This is a genomic window from Kitasatospora sp. NPDC032757 (assembly GCF_055579305.1).
Genome location: NZ_JBVINN010000046.1, coordinates 46807 through 68197 on the forward strand (window position 1 = coordinate 46807; position 21391 = coordinate 68197).

Here is a 21391-nt window from a genome sequence, read left to right on the forward strand (position 1 = left end):
CGCAGGGGCGGGGGTCGTCGGCCGACCCCCGCCCCTGCCGTCTCCCCCGGTCAGTGCGAGGGCACCGCCGTGCCGTAGTAGGCGTCCAGCGCGTAGACGCACCGGTCCTTGCTGCCGACGAAGACCTTCCCGCCGACCGCCACCGGCGAGCCGGTCAGCTCGCCCTTGGTGCCGAGCTCCCAGCGCAGCTGACCGGTCGCCAGGTCCAGGGTGTGCAGCGACTGGTCCCGGCTGCCCAGGTGGACCAGGCCGTCGGCGACCGCCGGGGAGCCGACGATCTCTCCCCTCGCGGTGTACCGCCACCGCTCCCGGCCGGTGGCCGACTCGAAGGCGTACAGCACCTCGCCGCTGCCGACCAGCACCATGCCGTCCCCGACCACCACCGGCTCGGCCCCCTGCCGGTTGCCGGTGACGCCGCGCCAGCGGTCCCGGCCGGTGGCCGCGTCCAGCGCGTACACCGTGCCGAGGTAGTCGGCGACGTACACCGCGTCGGCGTCCAGCGCGGGCGGGGTGAAGAGCACGACGGGCGCCTCGAAGCGCCAGCGTTCGGCACCGCTCGCCGCGTCCAGCGCGTACACCCGGGTGCCGGCCGTCACGTACAGCACCCCGGCCCGCTCGGCCGGGCGCGACGGCACGTCCTCGCCGACCGGGAAGGACCACCGCAGGCCCGCCCCGCGCGGGTCGACGCAGCGCAGCCGCCCGCCGCCGTAGTAGTACGCGGCGCCGCCCACCAGGGCCGGGCCGGACTGCGGGTTCTCGTAGTCCTGCTGGGCGTCGTCGGCGCGCCACAGCTCGGCGCCGCCGGCCGCCGAGCGCAGCTGCACCCCGCCGCCCCGGACGCCGCAGCAGAGCACGCCGTCGGCGGCGTCCAGCGAGTAGACCCAGCCGTCCAGCGAGCTGCGCCAGCGCTCGGTGCCGTCCGCGACGTCGACGGTGTAGAGGTGCGGGCCGTCGGCGGCGTGCACCCGGCCGGCGTCGACGGCGAGCGCCCAGGCGACGTCGCGGGTCTTGTAGCGGCGCTGGCCGGAGGCGATGTCGAGGGCGTGCACCTCGAAGCTGGAGACGAAGAGGGTGCCGTCGGCGATCACCGGGGTGCCCCAGACGTCGTTGGACATCCGGAACCGCCAGGGGCGCCAGCGGGCGGCCCGCACCGGCGGCGGCGTGGCCCGGCGGACCCAGTCGGTCTCGGCGGGCGCGGAGCCCGGCCCGGCCTGCTCGGCCCTGGGCCCCGGGCCTATCCGCACCGAGGCGTTGGGCAGCCGCACCTCGGCGGCGCTCTCCCCGGCGACCGGGGCGCGGTGGCGGCGGGGGGCGGCGAGCTTCTCGGTGGCGGCCTCGGTGTCCGGCCCCGGGAGCGCCGGTGCGGCGTGCACCGGCCCGGTGCTGGGCGGGGCGTGGTGCCCGACGGGGTGCCGGGTGCGCGGGTCGTCCCGGTTCGGCCGCTGCGGCGGTACCGGCGCCTGCTGCTGAACCGGCTGGGGCTGAACCGGCTGGGGCTGAACCGGCTGGGGCTGAACCGGCTGGGGCGGCACCGGCTGCGGGGGCACCGGCTGCGGCGGCGCAGGGGCGGCCGCGGCCGGAGGGGGCTGACGGCGGCCGCGCTTGCGCTCGATCAGCTCCAGCGCGTTGGGCGGCAGCCAGTCCCCGGCCTCGCCGGAGGCGTCGTCCCGGGAGAACAGGTGCGGGGCCAGCTCGGCCTGGATCTGCGCCGGCGACGGCCGGTGCTCGGGGGACGGCCGCATGCAGGCGCGGACCAGGTCCACCAGCTCGGCCGGCAGGCCGGAGAGGTCGGGCTGCTCGCGCAGCAGCTGGAACACCGTCTCGACCGGGTTGGCACCCCGGTACGGCGGGTGGCCGGTGGCGCAGAAGACCAGCAGCGAGCCGAGCGAGAAGACGTCGCTGGCACCGGAGACGCTGCGGCTGTCACGGGCCTGCTCGGGAGACATGTACGCCGGGGTGCCGACCGCGACGTTGGTCATGGTGAGCCGGGTGCTGGAGACCCCGGCCGCGATGCCGAAGTCGATCACCCGCGGGCCGTCCTCGACCACCAGCACGTTGGAGGGCTTGAGGTCGCGGTGGACCAGCCCGGCGGCGTGGATCGACTGCAGCGCCTCGGCGATGCCCGCCACCAGCCAGCGCACCGCCCCCGCCGGCAGCGGCCCGCACTCGGTGACCAGGTCCTCCAGGGACGGCGCCGGGACGTACGCGGTGGCCAGCCAGGGCACCCGGGCGTCGGCGTCGGCGTCCACCACGGCCGCGGTGTAGAAACCGCCGACCGTCTTGGCGGCCGCGATCTCCCGGGCGAAACGGACCCGGAACAGCTCGTCCTCGGCCAGCTCCCCCCGGACGGTCTTGATGGCCACTCGCCGGCCGGACGCGGAACGCGCCAGGTAGACCAGGCCCATCCCGCCCGCGCCGAGCCGCCCCAGCACCTCGAAGGGCCCGATCCGCCTCGGATCGTGCGCCGTCAGCTGGTCCACTCCGCTGCCACCTCCCCGTTTTCCGCACCCACCACGGGGTGCCGGACCCGATTCTCCAATGCCGCCCGGCCCATCTCCAACCTCCCCCGCCCAGAGGCTCCCCGGGGGCCCGCCGCGGTCGCCGTCCGGTCAGTGCCGCCGGAACGGCCGGATTCTGACGTCCGCTCCGGCGGCGGCTTGCATCCGGCCCGCCCGGACCCCCCGCGGCCGGGTCCACACCCAACCGGCGACCGTCACGTTCTGTCACCGGACCACCCCTCAGCGGAGGGGTCGTCACGCTGTGAGGTCATAAGCACACGGGGGGGCTTGACCGGAGCACGGTGAATATCCGTCCGAACTGGTTCACACCCCTATACCAACCCCCGGGCGGAGTAATTGTCACATCACCGAATCGCGCCAAGATCGAGCCACGGTAAGCTGACGGCATGACAGGACAAGTTCGCACCGTCGACGGTCGCGTCGCCGGGCGACGCGGACAGGAGACGCGGCAGAAGCTGCTCGACTGCCTCCGCGAGATGCTCAGCACGTCGCCCTATCGGGACGTCAAGGTCATCGACGTCGCCCGTATGGCGGGTACCTCCCCCGCGACCTTCTACCAGTACTTCCCGGATGTCGAGGGCGCTGTCCTCGAAATCGCCGAGGAAATGGCCAAGGACTCCGACACGCTCAAAGAGCTGGTGGCCGGAAAGTCCTGGGCAGGGAAGTCCGGCACGGCCACTTCGGAAGAACTGGTCGACGGATTCCTCGCCTTCTGGCGCAAGAACGACGCCATTCTCCGAGTGGTCACGCTCGGTGCTGCCGAAGGGGACAAGCGGTTCTTCAAGATCCGCATGACGGTCCTCAACGCGGTCGCCAAGCCACTCACGGATGCCGTCAAGGAACTCCAGGCGAAGGGCCAGGCCGACAAGTCGCTCGACCCGGCAGCCGTCGCCGGCTCTCTGGTCTCGCTGCTCGCTTCGGCGGCCGAGCACCAGAAGGCCTTCACCTCCTGGGGCGTCAAGGTCAAGGACCTCAAGCCCAACCTCGCTCCCCTGGTGTACCTGGGTGTCACCGGCAAGAAGCCGCCCAAGTAGACCGATCCGCCAACCCACCCATCCGCTCCGCGCGCAACCCCGGCCTCCTGTCCGGGGAACGACGGACGGCGGCCGTGTCCTCGGGGGAGGTCTGCCGGCGGTCCGCAGCGCGCCAGACATGCCGGTGGGCGGGCACCCACTGCGGGGTGCCCGCCCACCGGCATTGTTCTTTTCCGGTCGCTTCCGGACGGCTCGGGACGGATTCAGGACGGGTTCAGGGCAGCTCAGGACGGGTTGAGGACGACCGGTGACGCCCAGGCGACGCCCAGGGACCGCTCAGGCGCCGCCCAGGGGCCCCTCGGGGGCCGCTGAAGGCCCACCCGGGGCTTGGGGCGCCGCTTTGGGCCGAGAGGCCGCTCAGGGGCAGCGGACGACCTGACCGGCGTACGCCAGGCCGCCGCCGAAACCGAACAGCAGCACCGGGTCGCCGGGCGACAGCTCGCCGCGCTCGACCAGCTTGGAGAAGGCCAGCGGGATGGACGCGGCCGAGGTGTTGCCGGACTCCACCACGTCCCGGGCGACCACCGCGTCGGGGGCACCCAGCTTGGCCGCGATCGAGTCGATGATCCGCAGGTTGGCCTGGTGCGGCACGAAGCCCTTGAGCTCCGACGGGTCGATCCCGGCCTTCTCGCAGGCCTGCCGGGCCAGCGGGGCGATCTGGGTGGTGGCCCAGCGGAACACCGACTGGCCCTGCTGGCTGATCACCGGGTCCCAGCCGGTGATCACCACGGCGTCGCTCTTCTCCGGCTCCGAGCCCCAGACCACCGGGCCGATGCCCGGCTCGGCGCCGTCCTCCTGGGCCTCCACCACCGCGGCGCCGGCACCGTCGCCGAAGATCACGCAGGTGGTCCGGTCGGTCCAGTCGAGGGTGTCCGACATCCGCTCCGCGCCGATCACCAGGGCGGTGCGGGCCGCACCGGCCCGGATCGCGTGGTCCGCGGTGGCCAGCGCGTACGAGAAGCCCGAGCAGACCGTGTTGATGTCGTAGGCGGCGGGCGCCGTCACGCCGAGGCGGGCGGCGACGGCGGCGGCCGTGTTGGGGCTGCGCTCGACCGCGGTGCAGGTGGCGACCACGACGAGGTCGATGTCGGCGGCCGTGCGGCCGCTCTTCGCCAGCGCCTTCTGGGCCGCCTCGGTGGCGAGGTCCACCAGGGTCTCGCCCTCCGCGATGTGGCGGGTCCGGATCCCCACCCGGCTGCGGATCCACTCGTCGTCGGTGTCGACCAGCACCGCCAGGTCGTCGTTGGTGAGGACCTTCGGGGGCTGGTAGTGGCCGAGTGCCACAATGCGCGAACCGCTCATACAGCCACTCAACCCGGTTACCCACTGGTCTGCGGGGCGCGACCGGCTACAGGATCCGCGCCCGGAAGCTGTAGGAGGCCCACAAGGGCCGTTGCGGCGCCTGGGCCCACCACCCCGGGCGGGTGCGCCCTCAGGCGGCCAGTGAGGCCGCGTCGCCCATCACGATCACCGGGTGGGCGGCCGGATCGAGGGTCCGGATCAGCAGGGCCATCTTGTCCTCGGGGACGGAGACGCAGCCGTGCGTCGGGCCGTCGTGGTCGACGTGGATCCAGATCCCGCCGCCCTTGGAGGAGCCGTTGGGGCGGCGCGGGTCGAGCGGCGAGTTGCCGGGCACCCGGTTGTAGTTGATCGCGACCACGTAGTCGAAGGAGCCGGCCAGCTGGTCCCCGAAGAAGCCCGTCCCGGAGACCACGAAGCTCGGGTCCTTGTCGTACGGGAGCTTGCTGCCCGGGTCGGCCTTGCGGCCGCCGGCGTCGGTGAGCGAGAAGACCCCGATCGGGCTGCGCAGGTCGCCCTCGTTGTGGTCGGTGGTCCAGCCGTTGTTGCCGTTGTGGCCCTGCCAGGTCTCGCCGGCCAGCCACCGGCCCTCGGGGGTGCGGGTCCAGAGGGTGACGGTGTTCTTGTTGGCGTTCTTGTCCTGGCCGGAGGCGAGCACCACCTGGGTGGTCTCGGCGGGTATCCGGGCGGTGAAGGCGGCGCCGAGGCCCGGTATCGAGGCCACCGAACCGTCCGGCCGGGCCTCGCTGCGACCGGCGGCGGGCTCCTCGGTGTGCCGGTCGTTGACGGCCTGGGCCGCGGGGGCGGCCTGGGCACCGGCGGCCGGGGACGGCTGGTCCGGGGTGGAGACGCCATCCGGGCCGGGGCCGTCGGCGGTGGTGACGCCGGGCTTGGCGGAGTCCTGGCCGACGGTGTACCAGCCGGCGGCTGCCGCGAGCAGCAGCGCGGTGCCGGCCGTCACGGCCTTGCCGGTGCGCTTCTTCGGCTTGGGCTTGCGGCGGTGGCCGCGGGCGGCCGCCCGGCCGCCGACCGGAGCCGCTTCCGCGGGCGCCGCGGCCGAGGCCACGACCACCGGCTCGGGGTCGAGCCCGGGCGCGAGGTCCGGCGCCGGCTCGGCGGCATACGACGGTCCGGGCTCCGACCAGTACGCCCGCTCGGTCTCGGCGGGGTCGGCGGTCTCGGCGGGGTACGACTGGAAGGGCTGGTCGTAGGCGTCATAGGCGTCGTAGCCGCCCTGGCTGCCGTAGCCCTCGTAGGCGGCCTGGCCCTGGTAGCTCTGCGGGGCCTGCTGGTTCTCGTACCCGTAGGGCGGCTGGTTCCCGTCTGCCGTGTACGGCTGCGCCGTGCCGTACTCCGGGTACGACGGCTGCTCGTAGACCCCGTAGGACTGCTGCGGCACCTCGTACCCCGGCTGGTACGCCGGTTCGTGCATCGGCTCGTACGGCGGGTACGTGGTGGCGCGATGGGAACCGGACATGCGGCCGATCCTGCCAAACCAACAGCCCGTTGGGAAACCCGGGGGCTGTGCGGGGCCGGTGAAGACTGGGCCGGCCCGGCTGGAAACGCCCGTCTCCCGGGCCGGCTGGCGGCCCGGGAGACGGGGGAAATCACTGGTCGGCGCGGGGCCGCGCCGGTCGGTGCCCGGTCAGAGGCGCATGGCCTGCGGGGTCTCCCGGCGCGTCAGGTCCGGGCCGTCGTACTCGCGGATGACCTCGTAGCGGGTGTTGCGCTCCACCGGACGGAAGCCGGCGTCCCGGATCAGGCCCAGCAGGTCGTCCCGGCCGAGCTTGTTCGGGGTGCCGAAGTTGTCCGCGTCATGGGTGATCTTGTACTCGACCACCGAGCCGTCCATGTCGTCCGCACCATGGCTGAGCGCCAGCTGCGCGGTCGTGACACCGTGCATCACCCAGAAGACCTTGACGTGCGGCACGTTGTCGAAGAGCAGCCGGGAGACCGCGAAGGTCTTCAGCGCCTCGGCACCGGTGGCCATCTCGGTGCGCGCCATCAGCCTGTTCCGCACGACGCCGTCCTTGGAGTCGTGGAAGTCGTGCTGGTAGCGCAGCGGGATGAAGACCTGGAACCCGCCGGTCTCGTCCTGCAGCTCCCGCAGCCGCAGCACGTGGTCCACCCGGTGGCGGGGCTCCTCGATGTGGCCGTAGAGCATCGTCGACGGCGTCCTGAGGCCCTTGCCGTGCGCGAGCCGGTGGATCCGCGACCAGTCCTCCCAGTGGGTGTCGTGGTCGACGATGTGCTGGCGGACCTCCCAGTCGAAGATCTCCGCCCCGCCACCGGTCAGCGACTCCAGCCCGGCGTCGATCAGCTCGTCCAGGATCTCGTCGGCCGGCATGCCGCTGATCTTCTCGAACCAGTGGATCTCGGTGGCGGTGAACGCCTTCAGCGAGACGTTCGGCAGCGCCGCCTTCAGCTCCCGCAGCGACCGCGGGTAGTAACGCCACGGCAGGGTCGGGTGCAGACCGTTGACGATGTGCAGCTCCGTAAGGGAGTCCACCTCCATCGCCTTGGCCAGCCGCACGGCCTCCTCGATGCGCATCGTGTACGCGTCCTTCTCGCCCGGCTTGCGCTGGAACGAGCAGTACGCACAGGACGCGTTGCACACGTTCGTCATGTTGAGGTGACGGTTCACGTTGAAGTGGACGACATCGCCGTTCTTCCGCGTCCGCACATGGTGGGCCAGACCACCCAGCCAGGCCAGGTCATCGCTCTCGTAGAGCGCGATCCCGTCCTCCCGGGTCAGCCGCTCACCCGCGTAGACCTTCGCCTCCAGCTCGCGCTTCAGCCCTGCGTCCATGCGGTGCCCCGCCTCCTCCGACTTCGAATCGTTGCCGGAACGAGCGTACGCCCCTGCTGCCCGCGGCCCGGTCGCGACCCGGGCGCGGCGCCCTCAGCCGGCCAGCAGCTCCGCGAGCAGCGCCGGCTCGATGTTGCCGCCGCTGACCACGGCCGCCACCGCCTGACCGCCGGTCTCGGCCGCGCGGTGGAAGTACGCGGCCGGGGCGACCGCGCCGGAGGGCTCGGCCACCAGCCGGCCACGGCGGGCCAGCAGGGCCACGGTGGCGCGGATCTCGTCCTCGGTGACGGTGACGATGTCGTCCACGTAGGCGGTGAGGTGCTCGAAGGGCAGCTCGCCGACCGAGGGGGTGCGCAGCCCGTCCGCGATCGTCCGGTAGGTGTCGGCGACCGGCCAGGAGAGCCGCTCGCCGGCCCGGAGGCTGGCCTGGGCGTCGGCCGCCAGCTCGGGCTCGACGCCGACCACCCGGATGCCCGGGCGGGTGAGCTTGAGCGCGGCCGCCGTGCCGGAGATCAGGCCGCCGCCGCTGACCGGCACCAGCACGGTGTCCAGCTCGGCCGGGGCGTCCTCGGCGATCTCCAGGCCCACCGTGCCCTGGCCCGCGATGATGAACGGGTCGTCGTACGGCGGCACCCAGACGTAGCCGTGCCGCTCGGCCAGCTCGCCGGGCAGGATGTCGCGCTCCTCCGGCGAGACCAGGACCACCTCGGCGCCGAACGCGCGGGTGGCGTCGACCTTGACCGCCGGAGAGGTGTCCGGCATCACGATCACGGCCTTGATGCCGAGCAGCCCGGCCGCGTACGCCACCGCCTGCGCGTGGTTGCCGCTGGACTGGGCGACCACGCCGCGGGCCCGCTCCTGCCCGGTGAGCGCGGCGAGCCGGTTGTAGGCCCCGCGGGTCTTGAAGGCGCCGGTCGGCTGGAGGTTCTCCGGCTTGAGCCAGAGCCGGCGCTCGCCGTGGGCCGCCCACGGGGCGGGGACCAGCGGGGTCCGTACCGCCACCCCGGCGATCCGCTGCCGGGCCGCGCGCAGCTCCTCCAGACCGACCAGTGCCATCGTTTTACTCCCCTTCGGCCAGAGGGAGTTCGCTCACCCGGTTCTCCCACTTCGTGGAGAGTACGACGGTCGTACGGGTCCGGGCCACGCCTTTCGTCCCGGAGATCCGCTTGACCACCGACTCCAGGCCCTCCACGTCGGAGACCCGGACCTTGAGCATGTACGAGTCGTCACCGGCGATGAACCAGCAGTCCTCGACCTCGCCGAGGTCCTTCAGCCGGTGCGCGACGTCCTCGTGGTCGGCCGCGTCGGTGAGCTGAAGGCCGATCAGGGCCGTGACACCGAAGCCGAGCGAGGCCGGGTTGACCGTCGCCCGGTAGCCGGTGATGACCCCGGCCTGCTCCAGGCGGTTGATCCGGTCCGTGACGCTCGGGCCGGAGAGGCCCACCAGTCGGCCCAGCTCGGCGTAGGACGCACGGCCGTTCTCCCGGAGCGCCTGGATGAGCTGTCTGTCCACCGTGTCCATATACCGTCCGCGTCCTTCCGAACCTCACCAGACCCACAGATCATTATCCGGATTCAAAGGCGCCATGCGCGGAACAACCCGGGTATCGCAGAGAACATACTCTCCCGCTCCCGGGCTCCTCACTCCCCCTCACTCCGGCTGCGCGGTGTGGCGCGCGGCCGCGCCCAACTCACCCTCCCAGCGCCGGTACAGCGTGTGCGGTACACCGGCCGCGTCCAGCACCCGTCCGGCCACGAAGTCGACCAGCTCCCGGACGGTGGAGCCGCCCGCGTAGAAACCGGGCGAGGCGGGGAGCACGACGGCGCCCTGCGCGTCCAGCTCCACCAGGTGCTTCAGCGTCACCCCGTTGAGCGGCGCCTCGCGGACGCAGACCACCAGCGGGCGGCGCTCCTTGAGGGTCACGCTGGCGACCCGCTGGAGCAGGTCCTTGCTCAGGCCGAGCGCGATCCCGGCCACCGCGCCGGTGGTCGCCGGGACCACCAGCATGCCCTTGGCCGGGTAGGAGCCGCTGGACGGGCCCGCCGCGAAGTCCCCGGCGGGCCAGTAGCGGACGTCGTCGAGCTGCTCCGGGCCGAAGCGGGCGTCGTCGGTGGCCAGCCAGGCGGCGAGGTCGCTGCGCCAGTGCGCGTCACGGAACGAGATGCCGGTCTCGTCCAGGATGGTGAGCCGGGCGGCCCGGCTGACGATCAGGTCCACCGGCTCCCCGGCGGCGATCAGCGCCCGGAGCACGGAGGCCGCGTACGGCGTACCGGACGCGCCCGAGACCCCGACCACCCACGGCTGACGCTTGTCTGTTCCCATGGCTCCCTTTCTATACGGAGGCCACCGCAACGGCCCCATCCGCCGTCACCCCTGGGAGGATGGGCGGCATGGCAGCGACCCTCGTCGACCTCACCCATCAGGTGACCACCGCGATGCCGGTCTACCCCGGCGATCCGGCCGTCGTCCTGGAGCCCGCGCTCACCACCGCCACCGCCGGGGTGAACGTGCTGGCCCTGCACCTCGGCTCGCAGTCCGGCACCCATGTGGACGCGCCGTACCACGTGGACGTCACCTGGCCGACGCTGGACGGCCTGCCGCTGGAGCGGTTCACCGGCCCGGCCGTCGTCGCCGACCTGCGCGGTCTGGAGCCGCGTGCGGAGGTGACGCCGGAGCTGCTCGCCCCGGCGCTGGAGCGGTCCGCGGAGGGCACCGTCCTGCTGCTGGCCACCGGCTGGGCCCGGCACTGGGGCACCGACGCCTACCTCGCCCACCCCAGCCTGACCGCCGGGGCGGCCGAGGCGATCGTCGCCGCCGGGGTGCGGACGGTCGGCGTGGACGCGCTGAGCGTCGACCCCACCCCGGACCCGGGCCCGGGCGACCCGGCGGTGGCCGCGCTGCTGGCCGACCTGACCGACGAGCACGACCAGCCGGCCGCCGCGGAGCCCACTCTGGCCGCCCACCGGGTGCTGCTCGGCGCGCCCGGCGGCGGTGTGATCGCCGAGAACCTGACCGACCTGCGGACGCTGCTCATGGCCCAGCAGGCCGGGCGGCCGGTGGAGGTCTCGCTGTTCCCGCTGCGGCTGGTCGCGGCCGACGGCGCGCCGGTGCGGGCCGTCGCCCGGCTGGGGTGAGCGGGCGGGCTCGACCTGGCGGGCTCGACCGCACCGGCTCGACCGGACCGGTTTGGCCGGACCGGTTTGGCCAAAGGGGGACTTGGTCTAGACCATCCCCGGCGGGCGCCGCTAGGCTTTCCCGCCATGGCAGAGATCATCGGAGTGATCGAGCAGCTCTGGCGCTACCCCGTGAAGTCCACCGGCGGCGAGCGGCTCGACTCCGTCGAGGTGGACGAACGCGGCCTGGCCGGCGACCGCCTGTACGCCGTGCGCGACGGCGCGGGCAAGTTCGGCTCCGGCAAGAACACCCGGCGCTTCCGCCGGATGGACGGCCTGCTCCGCCTCTCCTCCCGGCTCGGCCACCGGCTCGACGGCCCCGAGCTGTTCGACCCGCTCGGCCGGCCGGTCGCCGACCCGACCGCCTTCCTGCGCGCCTACCTCCAGCGCCCGGACGTCGCACTCGCCCGCGAGGACGCCGTCTCCCACCTCGACCAGCTCCCGGTCAGCGTGCTCACCACCGCCACCCTGGACTGGGTCCGCGCGGCCTGCCCGTCCACCGTCGTGGACGAGCGCCGCTTCCGCCCCAACATCCTGCTGCGCACCCCGCCCGGCGCCCGGCCGTTCGTCGAGGACGACTGGTTCGGCCACGAGGCCCGCAGCGGCTCCAGCGCCGGCGCCCGGCTGGCCTTCGTCCGTTCCAGCGAGCGGTGTGTGATGACCACCGCCGCCCAGCCCGGCCTCCCGCACGCCCCCGAGATCCTCAAGGCCGTCGCCCAGGCGCACGACAACCGCCTCGACGCCCTCGCCGAGGTGGCAACTCCCGGCCGCCTGAGCGTCGGTGACGTCCTGTCGCTGGACTGAGCGCACGCGGACCCGCACCCCGCCGGGAATCCGGCGGATCGCCTGAGCCCGGACCACCCGGGACCGAAGCCTCCGAGGCCGAAGCGGGCCGGAACGGAGAAGAACTAAACTGCGGCTCGGCCGGCCCGAGCGGCCGGGCTGACGGGGGTTCATGAAGCATGTGGTCGACCATGTCCAACGCCGATGTGCCGGCGGCAGAGCGGTTCGGCTGGTTCGCCGACATGGTCGCCCGCGACCTGGTGCCCGTGGCGATCACCAGTCCGCAGGCCTCCGACTTCCGCGCGGAGGCCGCGGTGCTGGACCTCGGCCCGGTGCGGGTCTCGGCCCACGCCCACGCACCACTGCGCTCGCGTCGGCCGCCGGCCCTGACCCGGCGCAGCGACCCGGAGCAGTACCAGCTGGCCCTGGTCGACGGCGGGAACCCGATGTGGCTCTCCCAGCACGGCAACGACTCCGGACCGGTCAGCCGCGAGCTGGTGCTCTGGGACACCTCCCGGCCGTTCGAGGCCGGAACACGGGACGAGGCCGGGCTCACTCGCGTCCTCGTCCTGCACATCCCCCGGGCCGTGCTGCCGATCCACGCCGACAAGGTCGACCGGCTACTGGCCCGGAGGATCCCCGCGCACAGCGGGACCGGCGCGATCCTGGCCCGCTTCCTCACCTCCCTGGAACATCACGGCGCCGAGTGTGGGCCGGAGGAGCTGGAACGGCTGGGCGAGGTCACCCGGGACCTGGCCGCCGTCTGCCTGGCCCAGCAGGCCGATGCCCTGCAGGAGCTCGACGCCGGGGCCCGCTCACGGGCCCTGCTGGAGCGGATCAAGGTGTTCATCGAGCACAACCTCGACGATCCCGACCTGGCACCCGGCGTGGTCGCCGAACGCCACCACATCTCCGTCCGGTCGCTGCACCTGCTGTTCCAGAGCGAGGAGGAGAGCGTCGGCAGGCTGATCCGCCGGCGCCGCCTCGAACGCTGCCGCGCCGACCTGGCCCGGCCGGACCTCGCCCACCGCCCGATCCACACCGTCGCCGCCCGGTGGGGCTTCGGCAGCGCGGCCGTCTTCAGCCGGGCCTTCCGTGAGGCGTACGGGCTGACGCCCCGCGAGTTCCGGCACCGGACGGTGCGGGCCGCCCGTTGCGCGGGACTGCAAGAAAACCTGCGCTCCGGGCAAACCCCGCCGGACGGTTCGCTCCTAACCTGGCTGACCGGATGACATGCCGTCACCCGCCAGCTCGGCCCACGGGGAAATCCGCATGAAGAAGCTCATCACCGCCGCCGCAACCGCCGGCCTCGCGCTGTCGTTCGCCGCTGTCGCGACTCCCGCCCAGGCCGCCTGGCCCGACGAATACTGGGTCCACATCCCCGCTTTCACCGGAGGATGCCTGGAGGTCGAGAACTCCTCGAAGGCCAGGGGCGCAACCGTACAGATCTGGGACTGCAGGAACCAGCCGGGCTCGTACTGGCACGCCGAAGCGGTCCGCGAGTGGCCCGGTTACTACCACATCGTCAACGACAACAGTGGCATGTGCCTGGAGATCGAGAACTCCGCCGACTGGAACGGCGCCCGCGTCCAGCAGTGGGACTGCCTGGGGCAGAAGGGCGCCCTGTGGGAGTTCGCATGGACCAAGGGCGGTGTCACCGACCCCCGGTTCAAGATCCGCAACGCCACCGGCCTCCTGATGGAGGTGGAGAACTCGACCAGCTTCAATGGCGCCCGCGTGCAGGGCTGGCAGGACCTGGGCCAGGACGGAGGCACCTGGTACCTGACCTGACGCTCACATGCCGCGCGCCGCTGACCCCGGCCCCGGTTGCCTACGTACGGGGGTCGCGGGCAACCGGGGCGGCGGCCGGTCAGCCGGCCTGGATCAGGCACAGCGGGTGCCCGGCCGGGTCGGCGTAGATCCGCCAGCCGCCGGCGTCGGACAGCCGGGTGGCGCCGAGCGCGAGCACCTCGCGCTCGGCGGCTTCGAGGTCCGCCACGTCGATGTCCAGGTGAACCTGTTGCGGGTGTGCCGCGTCGGGCCACTGCGGCGGCCGGTGGTCAGCGACGCCCTGGAAGCAGAGCACCGGGCCGCCCTCGGTGTGCAGCGTCGACCACGCCTCGCCGAGCGACCACCGCCGGTCCGGCCGGTCGACCTCGCCGCCCAGCAGTGCCGCGTAGAACCGGGCCAGCACGGCCGGCTCCGGGCAGTCGAGGACGATGCACTGCAGCTTGCCGATCACGGTTCTCCTCTGACGGGTCGTCTTCCGCCCGATTCTCCCGCGCGTGGGGGCGGCCACTGGACAACGGCCCCGGGGCGCCTGAACCATGATCCGATGATCACGGGACAGGGCTCGCTGGGCGAACGGTTGGATCGGCTGCGGCGGGAGCGCGGGCTGCTCACGCCCGCGGAGCTGATGGACCTCGCCGACCGGGGCGTGGTCGTACTCGACCCGTTCTCGGTGATCGTCTCGCGGCGGGTCCGGCTGCACCCCGAGAACGTGCTCTACCCCGGCGTGGTCATCGAGTGCGACGAGCGCAGCGGCTGCCTGGTCCGGCGGGGGAACGTCCTGCACGGCGGCACCCGGATCGTCGCCGCCGGGGGCGGGACCATCGTGATCGGCGCTCGATCGGAGATCGGCGAGGGCGGCGCACGGATCAAGGCGGCCGGCACCGACACCATCGAGGTCGGCGACGGCACCAGACTCGCGGGCGGCGCCGAGGTGACGGGCTCCAGCCGGATCGGCTCCGGCGCCCAGGTGCTCGGGCAGATCTCGGCCCGTTCGGTGGTCCTGGCCGCCGGCCATCCGTACGGCTACCCGGACCCGGACGGGAGGGGCGGGGTACTCAAGGGCTTCGGCCGGGCCCGGGGCGTGCGGGTCGGGGTGGGCCAGGTCGTCAACGGCAAGGGCGACTTCGGCGACGCACCGGTCGAACGGCAGCGTGCCTACCACCCGGAGGCGCCGCGGCTCGGCTAGGCCGGCCCCGTCCGCCCCCAGGCCTCGCGCCGGCTCTCGGCGGCCACGGCCGCGGCGAGGCGCTCCAGCCCCTGCGGGCAGTCCCGGAGGAACAGGTTCGGCTCGATCAGCTCCAGCTCCATGACCTGGTCGAGCAGCAGGCGGGCATGGGCCAGGGCGTCCGCGGACCGGCCCGGCTCGTAGCGCGCGGTGTCCCGGGCGCGGGGTGGGCACGCGCCGGGTCGAGCTGGTAGGCGCCGCAGATCGCCGCCGTCGCCGTCCGCGCGCTCGTGGACGACGGGCACGACGGCGCCCGGTACCACCTGACCGGCCCCGCCTCGCCGACCCAGGCCGAGCACCTGCGGATCCTCGGGGAGGCCGCCGACCGGCCCGTCCGGTGGGAGGAGATCCCCCGGGAGGAGGCGCGCCGCCGGATGCCCGGCAGCGGCCGGCCGGCCGGAATCGTGGAGGACGCGCTCGACTTCATCGGGGCTGGCAGCGGCGCCCCGGAGCCGGTCACCTCCGCCGTCCGGGACGTCACCGGCCGGCCGGCCCGCGGGCTGGATGCCTGGGCCGCCGACCACGCGGAGCTGTTCCGCTGAGCTCCCCGGCCGAACTGCCTATGCTGGCGGGCGTGATCAGGTTGGAGCGGCTCCGGAACGACCACGCGCCGGCCCTGCTGGCGTTCGAGCTGGAGCACCGGGAGTACTTCGCCCGGTCGGTGCCGGACCGCGGTGACGCGTACTTCGAAGGATTCGCCGAGCGGCACCGCGCCCTGCTCGCCGAACAGGACGCCGGGGCCTGCCACTTCCACCTCGTCGTGGACGAACGCGGGGAGCTGCTCGGCCGCGTCAACCTGGTGGACGTCGAGGACGGCGGCGCCGAACTCGGCTATCGGGTCAGCGAACAGGCCGCGGGCCGGGGTGTGGCGACGGCGGCGGTACTGGAGGTCTTCCGGCTCGCCGCGGCCGACTACGGGCTCTCGACACTCACGGCCGTGGCCACGCTGGACAATCCGGCGTCCCTGGCGGTGCTCCGTCGCACCGGCTTCACGGCGGTCGGGGACCTCACCATCGACGACCGCCCCGCCGTCCGGTACCGGCGCCGTCTGCTGGGCTGAACGCCTCAGCCCAGCGTGCGGATGCGCTCCCGGACGGCAGCCGGCGCCTTGGCCGGGGAGCCGGTGTCGAACGGTGGTTGGGGGTCGTACTCGGTGCAGAGCTGGATGGCCTGGGCGGTGACGTCGTCGGTGAGCAGGGCAGCCAGTCGGAGGGCCATGTCGATACCGGACGAGACACCCGCCGAGGTGATGATCCGTCCGTTCCGGACGACCCGCTCGGCGGTGTAGGTGGCGCCGTGGCTCTCCAGATCGGCGACGGCGCCCCAGTGGGTGGTGGCGGTGAGCCCCTTGAGCAGCCCCGCGGCGCCGAGGACGAGGGAGCCGGTGCAGACGGACGTCGTGAACCGGGTCGTCTCGTGCATGCGGCGGATCCAGTCGAGGAACTCCGGATCACCGGCGAGCGGCCGGGTGCCGCTGCCACCGGGGACGAGCAGCACGTCGCAGGCGTCGACCTCCGAATAACGGGTGGGAACGTCCACCGTGAGGGCGCCCAACGCGTCGCCGACCCGGCCCGGTTGCGGCGCGACGAAGCGCACCCTCGCGCCCGGCACGTACGCGAGGATCTCGTACGGGCCGATCGCGTCGAGCGGCTCGAAGCGATCGAAGAGCGGGATCACGATGTCCATGTCCCGCAGCGTAGGCACGGGTTGGACCGGCCTTCCATGCCCGGCGGCGAACTTCACGCCATCGAGTGGCCGCCCGCTCCCGCGGGAATACCAGTCGGCGGGACAACCCGAGATAGCGCCGACCGCCGCAGCCGGAACCCGCTCCGGCCTACTGCAGCGCGTCGAGCGCGGCCCCGACAGCGGCGCGGATCGCGTCGTGCTGCGGGCCGAGGGCGTACTGCGGGTCGCGCCAGTGGTCCTGCGGGTAGAGCCAGACCGGCATCCGGACGAGGTGGTCGGGCTCCCAGTCGAAGCGGGGCCAGACGTGGGCGTGCAGGAAGGCGTCCTTGTTGCCGAGGATCTCCAGGTTGACGCGCCGGAACGCCGGATCTGCTGCCCGGCAGGCCCGTTCGACGGCCTCGCCGAGGCGGTCCATGTCGGCGAGGTAGGCGAGCCGGCGCGGGCGCGGCAGGTCGGAGAGGCGCTCGACACCCGGTTCGTCGGTGAGCAGGATCGAGTATCCGGGCAGGAACTGGACGTCGCCGACGACGGCGAACCCGGCGTCCAACCGCCTTATGACGGTGGGGTTCTCACCGCGCAGCGCGCTGCCGATCCGGTCGGCCCGCCAGCCTGGAGTGGTCTCGTCGATCATGCGCAGATGCTACGTCCCGGCCCGCACGACCGTCCCCCGGCCCGCACGACCGTCCCGGCGGGACGTTCGTCCCTCTGCACCACCACTTCACCCCCCGTGATCCGGATCACACCGGGCATGCCGATGAGTTCCGCTCACGCTCCCGGTCTTACCGGGCATGACGAACACCACCGCAGTGCTGAGCGCCCCCGCCACCCGCACCCGCACCCTGCTGACCGCCGGCGCCGCCGCGGGCCCGCTGTTCCTGGCCGTGGGCATCACCCAGGGCCTCACCCGTGAGGGCTTCGGCTTCGGCCGCAACGCCATCAGTCAGCTCGCGCTCGGCGGTCTCGGCTTCATCCAGGTGGCGAGCTTCCTGGTCACCGGCGTGCTGACGATCGCGGGCGCCGTCGGCCTCCGCCGGACCCTGCGCAACAGCCCCGGCGGCACCTGGGCCCCTCGCCTGGTCGGCGTGTTCGGCGCGTCGCTCCTCGTCAGCGCCGTGTTCAAGGCCGACCCCGGCGCCGGGTTCCCGGTCGGCGCCCCGGAGGGCCGGGTCGCCGAGCTCAGCCCGCACGGCACCGTCCACATGATCGGCGGCTCGGTCGGCTTCCTCGCCCTCTGCGCCGCCTTCCTGGTGCTCGCCCGGCACTTCGCCGCCGCCGGCGAGCGCACGTGGGCCGTCGCCTCCCGCATCGTGCCGGTCGGCGTGCTGGCCGGATTCGCCGGCTCCGGAGCCACCGTCCTGGCCTTCACCGCCGGGGCCGCCCTCGGTCTGGGCTGGCTGACTGCAACCACCGCCAAGCTGACTGCGTGACAACCACCGGATCCGGATCACCACACGACCAGGAGACCCCCACCATGAGCACCGAACCCGCCAAGGGCCCCGCAAGCTACTTCCCGTCGATCGAGAAGAAGTACGGCGAGCCGGTCTCGCACTGGCAGGAACTGATCCGCTCCTCCCCGCTGACCAGGCACATGGAGCTGGTCGCCTGGCTCAAGAGCGAGCACGGTCTCGGCCACGGACACGCCAACGCCCTCGTCAAGCACACGCTCGACGAGGGCGGGAAGAGCTGACGTCAGATCCCGAGGCCGCGCACGACCAGGTCGACCAGTGCGAAGAAGAACAGCGAGATCCCGACGAACCCGTTCGTCTGGAAGAACGCCCGGTTCAGCTTCGACAGGTCGTTCGGCTTCACGATGGTGTGCTCGTAGACGAAGGCGCCGGCCACGACCGCCAGCCCGATCCAGAACGCGGGCCCGGCGTCGGTCAGCACCGCGTACCAGCCGAGCAGCAGCGTGGTGAGCACGTGGCAGACGCGGGCGCCCCGGATCGCCGCCGGGATGCCGAAGCGGGCCGGCACCGAGCGCACGCCGCCCGCCCGGTCGGAGGCGACGTCCTGGCAGGCGTAGATCAGGTCGAAGCCGCCGATCCAGATGCCCACCGCCGCGCCCAGGACGACCGCGTCCCAGGACCACGAGCCCGTGACGGCCAGCCAGGCGCCGACCGGGCCCATGGCCTGGGCGAGGCCCAGGATCGCCTGCGGGAAGTCCGTGAACCGCTTGCCGTACGGGTAGACCACCATCGGGACGACGGCGACCGGCGCCAGCGCGAGGCAGAGCGGGTTCAGCAGCGCGGCCGCGCCGAGGAAGACCACCAGCGCGATCGCGGAGCCGGTGTACGCGGTCTTCACCGACACGGCGCCGGTGACCAGTTCACGCCCGGCGGTGCGCGGGTTCCGGGCGTCGATCTCGCGGTCGATGATCCGGTTGGCGGCCATGGCGAAGGTGCGCAGGCCGACCATGCAGACCGTGACGATGAACAGCTCGCCCCAGTGCACCCGCTCGTCGGCGAGGAACATCGCCGTCAGCGCGGCGATGTAGGCGAAGGGCAGGGCGAAGACCGAGTGCTCGATCATCACCAGCCGCAGGAACGCCTTCACCTTGCCCGGCGGGACCTCCGGAAGCGCCGCAGCGGTGCTCACAGCCCGTACTCCTTCCAGCGGCGGTCCACCAGCTCGGCCGTGGCCGGGTCGGAGGAGACCATCTCGGGCCAGCCGCCGTCCCGGGTGTAGCCCTCCTCGGGCAGCTTGCGGGTCGCGTCGATACCCGCCTTGCCGCCCCAGAACTGCTGGTAGGAGGCGTGGTCGAGGTGGTCGACCGGGCCCTCCACCACCGTCAGGTCGCGGCTGTAGTCCACGTTGCCGAAGGCGCGCCAGGCGACTTCCTGGTAGTCGTGCACATCGCAGTCGGAGTCCACCACGATGATCAGCTTGGTCAGCGACATCATGTGGGCGCCCCAGATGGCGTGCATCGTCTTCTGGGCGTGCTTGGGGTACTTCTTGTCGATCGAGACGATCACGCAGTTGTGGAAGCCGCCGGCCTCGGGCAGGTCGTAGTCGACGATGTCCGGGATGATGATCTTCAGCAGCGGCAGGAAGAATCGCTCGGTGAACTTGCCCAGCGGGCCGTCCTCCGTCGGCGGGCGGCCGACCACGATGGACTGCAGGATCGGGCGGCGGCGCATCGTCACGCAGTCGATCTTCAGTGCCGGGAACGGCTCCTGCGGCGTGTAGAAGCCGGTGTGGTCGCCGAACGGGCCCTCGGGCAGCATCTCGCCGGGCTCCAGCCAGCCCTCCAGCACGACCTCGGCGTCGGCCGGGACCTGGAGCGGGACGGTCTTGCAGTCGACCATCTTGACCCGCTCCCCGGCGACGAAGCCGGCGAACAGGTACTCGTCGATGTCACCCGGCAGCGGCGCGGTGGCGGCGTAGGTGACAGCCGGCGGGCAGCCGAAGGCGATCGCGACCGGCAGCCGCTCCCCGCGACGGGCGGCCACCGCGTAGTGGTTGCGGCTGTCCTTGTGGATCTGCCAGTGCATGCCGATGGTGCGCCGGTCGTGCCGCTGGAGCCGGTAGAGGCCGAGGTTGCGGATGCCGGTGTCCGGGTCCTTGGTGTGGGTCAGGCCCAGGTTGAAGAAGGAGCCGCCGTCCAGCGGCCAGGTGAAGAGGGCGGGCAGCTCGTCCAGGTTGACGTCGTCACCGGTGAGCACGACCTCCTGGACGGCGGCCTCGCCCTGCTTGACCTTGCGGGGCGGCACGTGGGCCATCGAGGCGAGCTTGCCGAAGGCGTCCCGGAAGCCGGTGAAGCCCTGCGGCAGCTCCGGCTTCAGCAGGCCGGCGATCTTCTCGGAGATGTCGTCCGGACCCTTGAGGCCGAGCGCCTTGGCGAGCCGGCGCTCGGTGCCGAAGACGTTCATCGCCAGCGGCATCGACGAGCCCTTGACGTTCTCGAACAGCAGGGCAGGGCCCTTGGCCTTCTGGACCCGGTCGACGATCTCGCCGATCTCCAGATGGGGGTCCACCTCGGCCTTGATGCGCTTGAGGTCGCCCTCCCGGTCGAGGGCCCGCAGAAAGGAGCGGAGATCGTCGTATGCCATGCCAGTCAGTATCCGCCACCCGATAGCCTGGCTCGGTCAAGGGCCCCCGTGAAGCCGCCGCCGCTTCGAGGCCGCCCGCCACCACCGCCGTCGCCGGGGGAGATCGCCGCCGTGCTGAGGATCCTGACCTTCGTCCTTCCGCTCGCCCTCTGGGTGTGGGCGTTCATCGACTGCCTGACCACGCCCGAGGAGGAGGTGAAGCACCTGCCCAAGGTGATCTGGGTGATCATCGTGCTGCTCTTCCCGCTGGTCGGCTCGATCGCCTGGCTGGTGGCCGGCAAGCAGCGCGGCGCCCTGGAGACCCGGCCGGCGGGCCGCATCGCCGGCGGGCCCGGGTACGAGCGCCCGCGTGGCGGCCGGCCGCTCGCGCCGGACGACGACCCGGAGTTCCTGGCCTCGTTGAAGAAGGACGACAACCGGCACGAGGACATGCTCAGGCAGTGGGAGGCGGACCTGCGCCGCCGCGAGGAGGAGCTGCGGGGCAAGGACGAGCCGGAGGACGGCCGCAAGAGCTGACGCAGTCCCTCGGACAGCCCACCCGGGACCATCCGGGTGGGCTTCGGTGTTTTTGGCGTATCCCTACGACTGATCGGCCGCCGAAGCCACCCCTTCCCGCCCGGCCGACCCCGCCGGAGCCTGCCCGCAGCGGCTCCGCGGGCGGCCCGCCGACGACCCCGGGCAACCGGCCTGACCTGCACGTTTCCTCATGTCCAGATCATCCGAACGGGACCCGGCGGACAGCATCGGGTAATCGAACGGCCACTGTCCGCACACGGCATCCGGGGCCGGTTTCTGTGCAGCCCTGACATCTAAACGGACGCGACCTTGTACAGAATCGACGCCGAAACCAGCGCGGGGCCCCTCGTACAGTCATAAGTGAAGAAGTGATTCGCAGCCGGGGGCAATGCAGACGTTGGCTGTCGGACAGTTCCCTCACCCTTGGAGTGGTTCGAGATGACGGTTGTGCATGAGGCGCCGGTCGGCGACGAGATCCCCGAGGTCCCGGCCGACGCCCACGGGCG

The 21391-nt window shown here is 72.7% G+C and carries 24 protein-coding genes; 11 read left to right on the forward strand and 13 right to left on the reverse strand.

Features of this window, described 5'->3' with window-relative positions; all coding sequences use genetic code 11:
* Positions 1-50: 50 nt before the first annotated feature.
* The gene (locus ACZ5WK_RS34135; protein WP_465553418.1) at positions 51-2480 is read right to left on the reverse strand and encodes an outer membrane protein assembly factor BamB family protein; all 2430 of its coding nucleotides are present in this window, start codon (positions 2478-2480) and stop codon (positions 51-53) included.
* 425 nt (positions 2481-2905) lie between these two features.
* On the opposite strand from ACZ5WK_RS34135, the gene ACZ5WK_RS34140 reads away from it, so the two are divergent.
* Positions 2906-3553 (forward strand): TetR family transcriptional regulator, encoded by a 648-nt coding sequence (locus ACZ5WK_RS34140; protein ID WP_380313970.1) that lies wholly within the window; start codon positions 2906-2908, stop codon positions 3551-3553.
* Between the two features lie 357 nt (positions 3554-3910).
* Here the strand turns inward: ACZ5WK_RS34140 and ACZ5WK_RS34145 are convergent, their stop codons facing one another.
* The 6 genes from ACZ5WK_RS34145 to ACZ5WK_RS34170 form a co-directional block, all read right to left on the reverse strand.
* A complete protein-coding gene (locus tag ACZ5WK_RS34145; RefSeq protein WP_465553420.1) occupies positions 3911-4855 on the reverse strand; it encodes a beta-ketoacyl-ACP synthase III in 945 nt (314 codons plus the stop codon).
* A 130-nt stretch (positions 4856-4985) separates the two neighbouring features.
* Complete coding sequence (locus ACZ5WK_RS34150) at positions 4986-6329, reverse strand: L,D-transpeptidase family protein (RefSeq protein WP_465553422.1); 1344 nt, start codon at positions 6327-6329, stop codon at positions 4986-4988.
* 168 nt (positions 6330-6497) lie between these two features.
* Complete coding sequence (mqnE, locus tag ACZ5WK_RS34155) at positions 6498-7661, reverse strand: aminofutalosine synthase MqnE (protein ID WP_465548801.1); 1164 nt, start codon at positions 7659-7661, stop codon at positions 6498-6500.
* Between the two features lie 93 nt (positions 7662-7754).
* Complete coding sequence (locus ACZ5WK_RS34160) at positions 7755-8717, reverse strand: threonine ammonia-lyase (RefSeq protein ID WP_465553424.1); 963 nt, start codon at positions 8715-8717, stop codon at positions 7755-7757.
* A gap of 4 nt (positions 8718-8721) precedes the next feature.
* Positions 8722-9183 (reverse strand): Lrp/AsnC family transcriptional regulator, encoded by a 462-nt coding sequence (locus tag ACZ5WK_RS34165; protein WP_209417486.1) that lies wholly within the window; start codon positions 9181-9183, stop codon positions 8722-8724.
* 129 nt (positions 9184-9312) lie between these two features.
* Positions 9313-9984, reverse strand: a complete 672-nt coding sequence (locus tag ACZ5WK_RS34170) for a UbiX family flavin prenyltransferase (protein ID WP_465553427.1) — start codon at positions 9982-9984, stop codon at positions 9313-9315.
* Between the two features lie 68 nt (positions 9985-10052).
* On the opposite strand from ACZ5WK_RS34170, the gene ACZ5WK_RS34175 reads away from it, so the two are divergent.
* From ACZ5WK_RS34175 to ACZ5WK_RS34190, 4 genes are all read left to right on the forward strand, one after another.
* Complete coding sequence (locus ACZ5WK_RS34175) at positions 10053-10796, forward strand: cyclase family protein (RefSeq protein ID WP_465553429.1); 744 nt, start codon at positions 10053-10055, stop codon at positions 10794-10796.
* Between the two features lie 126 nt (positions 10797-10922).
* The gene (locus ACZ5WK_RS34180; protein WP_465553431.1) at positions 10923-11639 is read left to right on the forward strand and encodes an MOSC domain-containing protein; all 717 of its coding nucleotides are present in this window, start codon (positions 10923-10925) and stop codon (positions 11637-11639) included.
* A gap of 170 nt (positions 11640-11809) precedes the next feature.
* Positions 11810-12850, forward strand: coding sequence for an AraC-like ligand-binding domain-containing protein (locus ACZ5WK_RS34185; protein WP_465553433.1), 1041 nt, complete (start codon positions 11810-11812; stop codon positions 12848-12850).
* A gap of 40 nt (positions 12851-12890) precedes the next feature.
* The gene (locus ACZ5WK_RS34190) at positions 12891-13409 is read left to right on the forward strand and encodes an RICIN domain-containing protein (RefSeq protein WP_465553435.1); all 519 of its coding nucleotides are present in this window, start codon (positions 12891-12893) and stop codon (positions 13407-13409) included.
* 79 nt (positions 13410-13488) lie between these two features.
* On the opposite strand, the gene ACZ5WK_RS34195 is transcribed toward ACZ5WK_RS34190, so the two are convergent.
* Positions 13489-13860, reverse strand: coding sequence for a VOC family protein (locus tag ACZ5WK_RS34195; RefSeq protein ID WP_465553437.1), 372 nt, complete (start codon positions 13858-13860; stop codon positions 13489-13491).
* Positions 13861-13953: 93 nt separating this feature from the next.
* On the opposite strand from ACZ5WK_RS34195, the gene ACZ5WK_RS34200 reads away from it, so the two are divergent.
* The gene (locus ACZ5WK_RS34200) at positions 13954-14595 is read left to right on the forward strand and encodes an LbetaH domain-containing protein (protein ID WP_465553439.1); all 642 of its coding nucleotides are present in this window, start codon (positions 13954-13956) and stop codon (positions 14593-14595) included.
* Here the strand turns inward: ACZ5WK_RS34200 and ACZ5WK_RS34205 are convergent.
* Positions 14592-14879 carry a hypothetical protein gene (locus ACZ5WK_RS34205; RefSeq protein WP_465553441.1) on the reverse strand — a complete coding sequence of 96 codons (288 nt, stop codon included), beginning with the start codon at positions 14877-14879 and terminating at the stop codon, positions 14592-14594. The genes ACZ5WK_RS34200 and ACZ5WK_RS34205 overlap by 4 nt on opposite strands.
* On the opposite strand from ACZ5WK_RS34205, the gene ACZ5WK_RS34210 reads away from it, so the two are divergent.
* Together ACZ5WK_RS34210 and ACZ5WK_RS34215 are read left to right on the forward strand one after the other, a co-directional pair.
* A complete protein-coding gene (locus ACZ5WK_RS34210) occupies positions 14865-15176 on the forward strand; it encodes a hypothetical protein (protein WP_465553443.1) in 312 nt (103 codons plus the stop codon). The two genes, ACZ5WK_RS34205 and ACZ5WK_RS34210, sit on opposite strands and share 15 nt — an antisense overlap.
* A gap of 20 nt (positions 15177-15196) precedes the next feature.
* On the forward strand, positions 15197-15694 hold the full coding sequence (locus ACZ5WK_RS34215) for a GNAT family N-acetyltransferase (protein WP_465553445.1): 498 nt from the start codon (positions 15197-15199) through the stop codon (positions 15692-15694).
* A 5-nt stretch (positions 15695-15699) separates the two neighbouring features.
* On the opposite strand, the gene ACZ5WK_RS34220 is transcribed toward ACZ5WK_RS34215, so the two are convergent.
* Both ACZ5WK_RS34220 and ACZ5WK_RS34225 read right to left on the reverse strand, forming a co-directional pair.
* Positions 15700-16320: a DJ-1/PfpI family protein gene (locus ACZ5WK_RS34220; protein ID WP_465553447.1), complete on the reverse strand. Its 621-nt coding sequence runs from the start codon at positions 16318-16320 to the stop codon at positions 15700-15702.
* Between the two features lie 148 nt (positions 16321-16468).
* Positions 16469-16951 carry an HIT family protein gene (locus tag ACZ5WK_RS34225; RefSeq protein WP_465553449.1) on the reverse strand — a complete coding sequence of 161 codons (483 nt, stop codon included), beginning with the start codon at positions 16949-16951 and terminating at the stop codon, positions 16469-16471.
* Positions 16952-17108: 157 nt separating this feature from the next.
* Between ACZ5WK_RS34225 and ACZ5WK_RS34230 the strand changes: the two genes are divergently transcribed.
* Both ACZ5WK_RS34230 and ACZ5WK_RS34235 read left to right on the forward strand, forming a co-directional pair.
* The gene (locus ACZ5WK_RS34230) at positions 17109-17747 is read left to right on the forward strand and encodes a DUF998 domain-containing protein (RefSeq protein ID WP_465553451.1); all 639 of its coding nucleotides are present in this window, start codon (positions 17109-17111) and stop codon (positions 17745-17747) included.
* Positions 17748-17791: 44 nt separating this feature from the next.
* Positions 17792-18007 carry a DUF4287 domain-containing protein gene (locus ACZ5WK_RS34235; RefSeq protein WP_405360209.1) on the forward strand — a complete coding sequence of 72 codons (216 nt, stop codon included), beginning with the start codon at positions 17792-17794 and terminating at the stop codon, positions 18005-18007.
* A 2-nt stretch (positions 18008-18009) separates the two neighbouring features.
* On the opposite strand, the gene mqnP is transcribed toward ACZ5WK_RS34235, so the two are convergent.
* Positions 18010-18915: a menaquinone biosynthesis prenyltransferase MqnP gene (gene mqnP / locus ACZ5WK_RS34240; protein WP_396326120.1), complete on the reverse strand. Its 906-nt coding sequence runs from the start codon at positions 18913-18915 to the stop codon at positions 18010-18012.
* Positions 18912-20369: a menaquinone biosynthesis decarboxylase gene (locus ACZ5WK_RS34245; protein ID WP_396326121.1), complete on the reverse strand. Its 1458-nt coding sequence runs from the start codon at positions 20367-20369 to the stop codon at positions 18912-18914. The genes mqnP and ACZ5WK_RS34245 overlap by 4 nt, the downstream gene beginning before the upstream one ends.
* 111 nt (positions 20370-20480) lie before the next feature.
* Between ACZ5WK_RS34245 and ACZ5WK_RS34250 the strand changes: the two genes are divergently transcribed.
* Positions 20481-20885, forward strand: a complete 405-nt coding sequence (locus tag ACZ5WK_RS34250; RefSeq protein ID WP_465553454.1) for a PLD nuclease N-terminal domain-containing protein — start codon at positions 20481-20483, stop codon at positions 20883-20885.
* Positions 20886-21391: the final 506 nt, after the last annotated feature.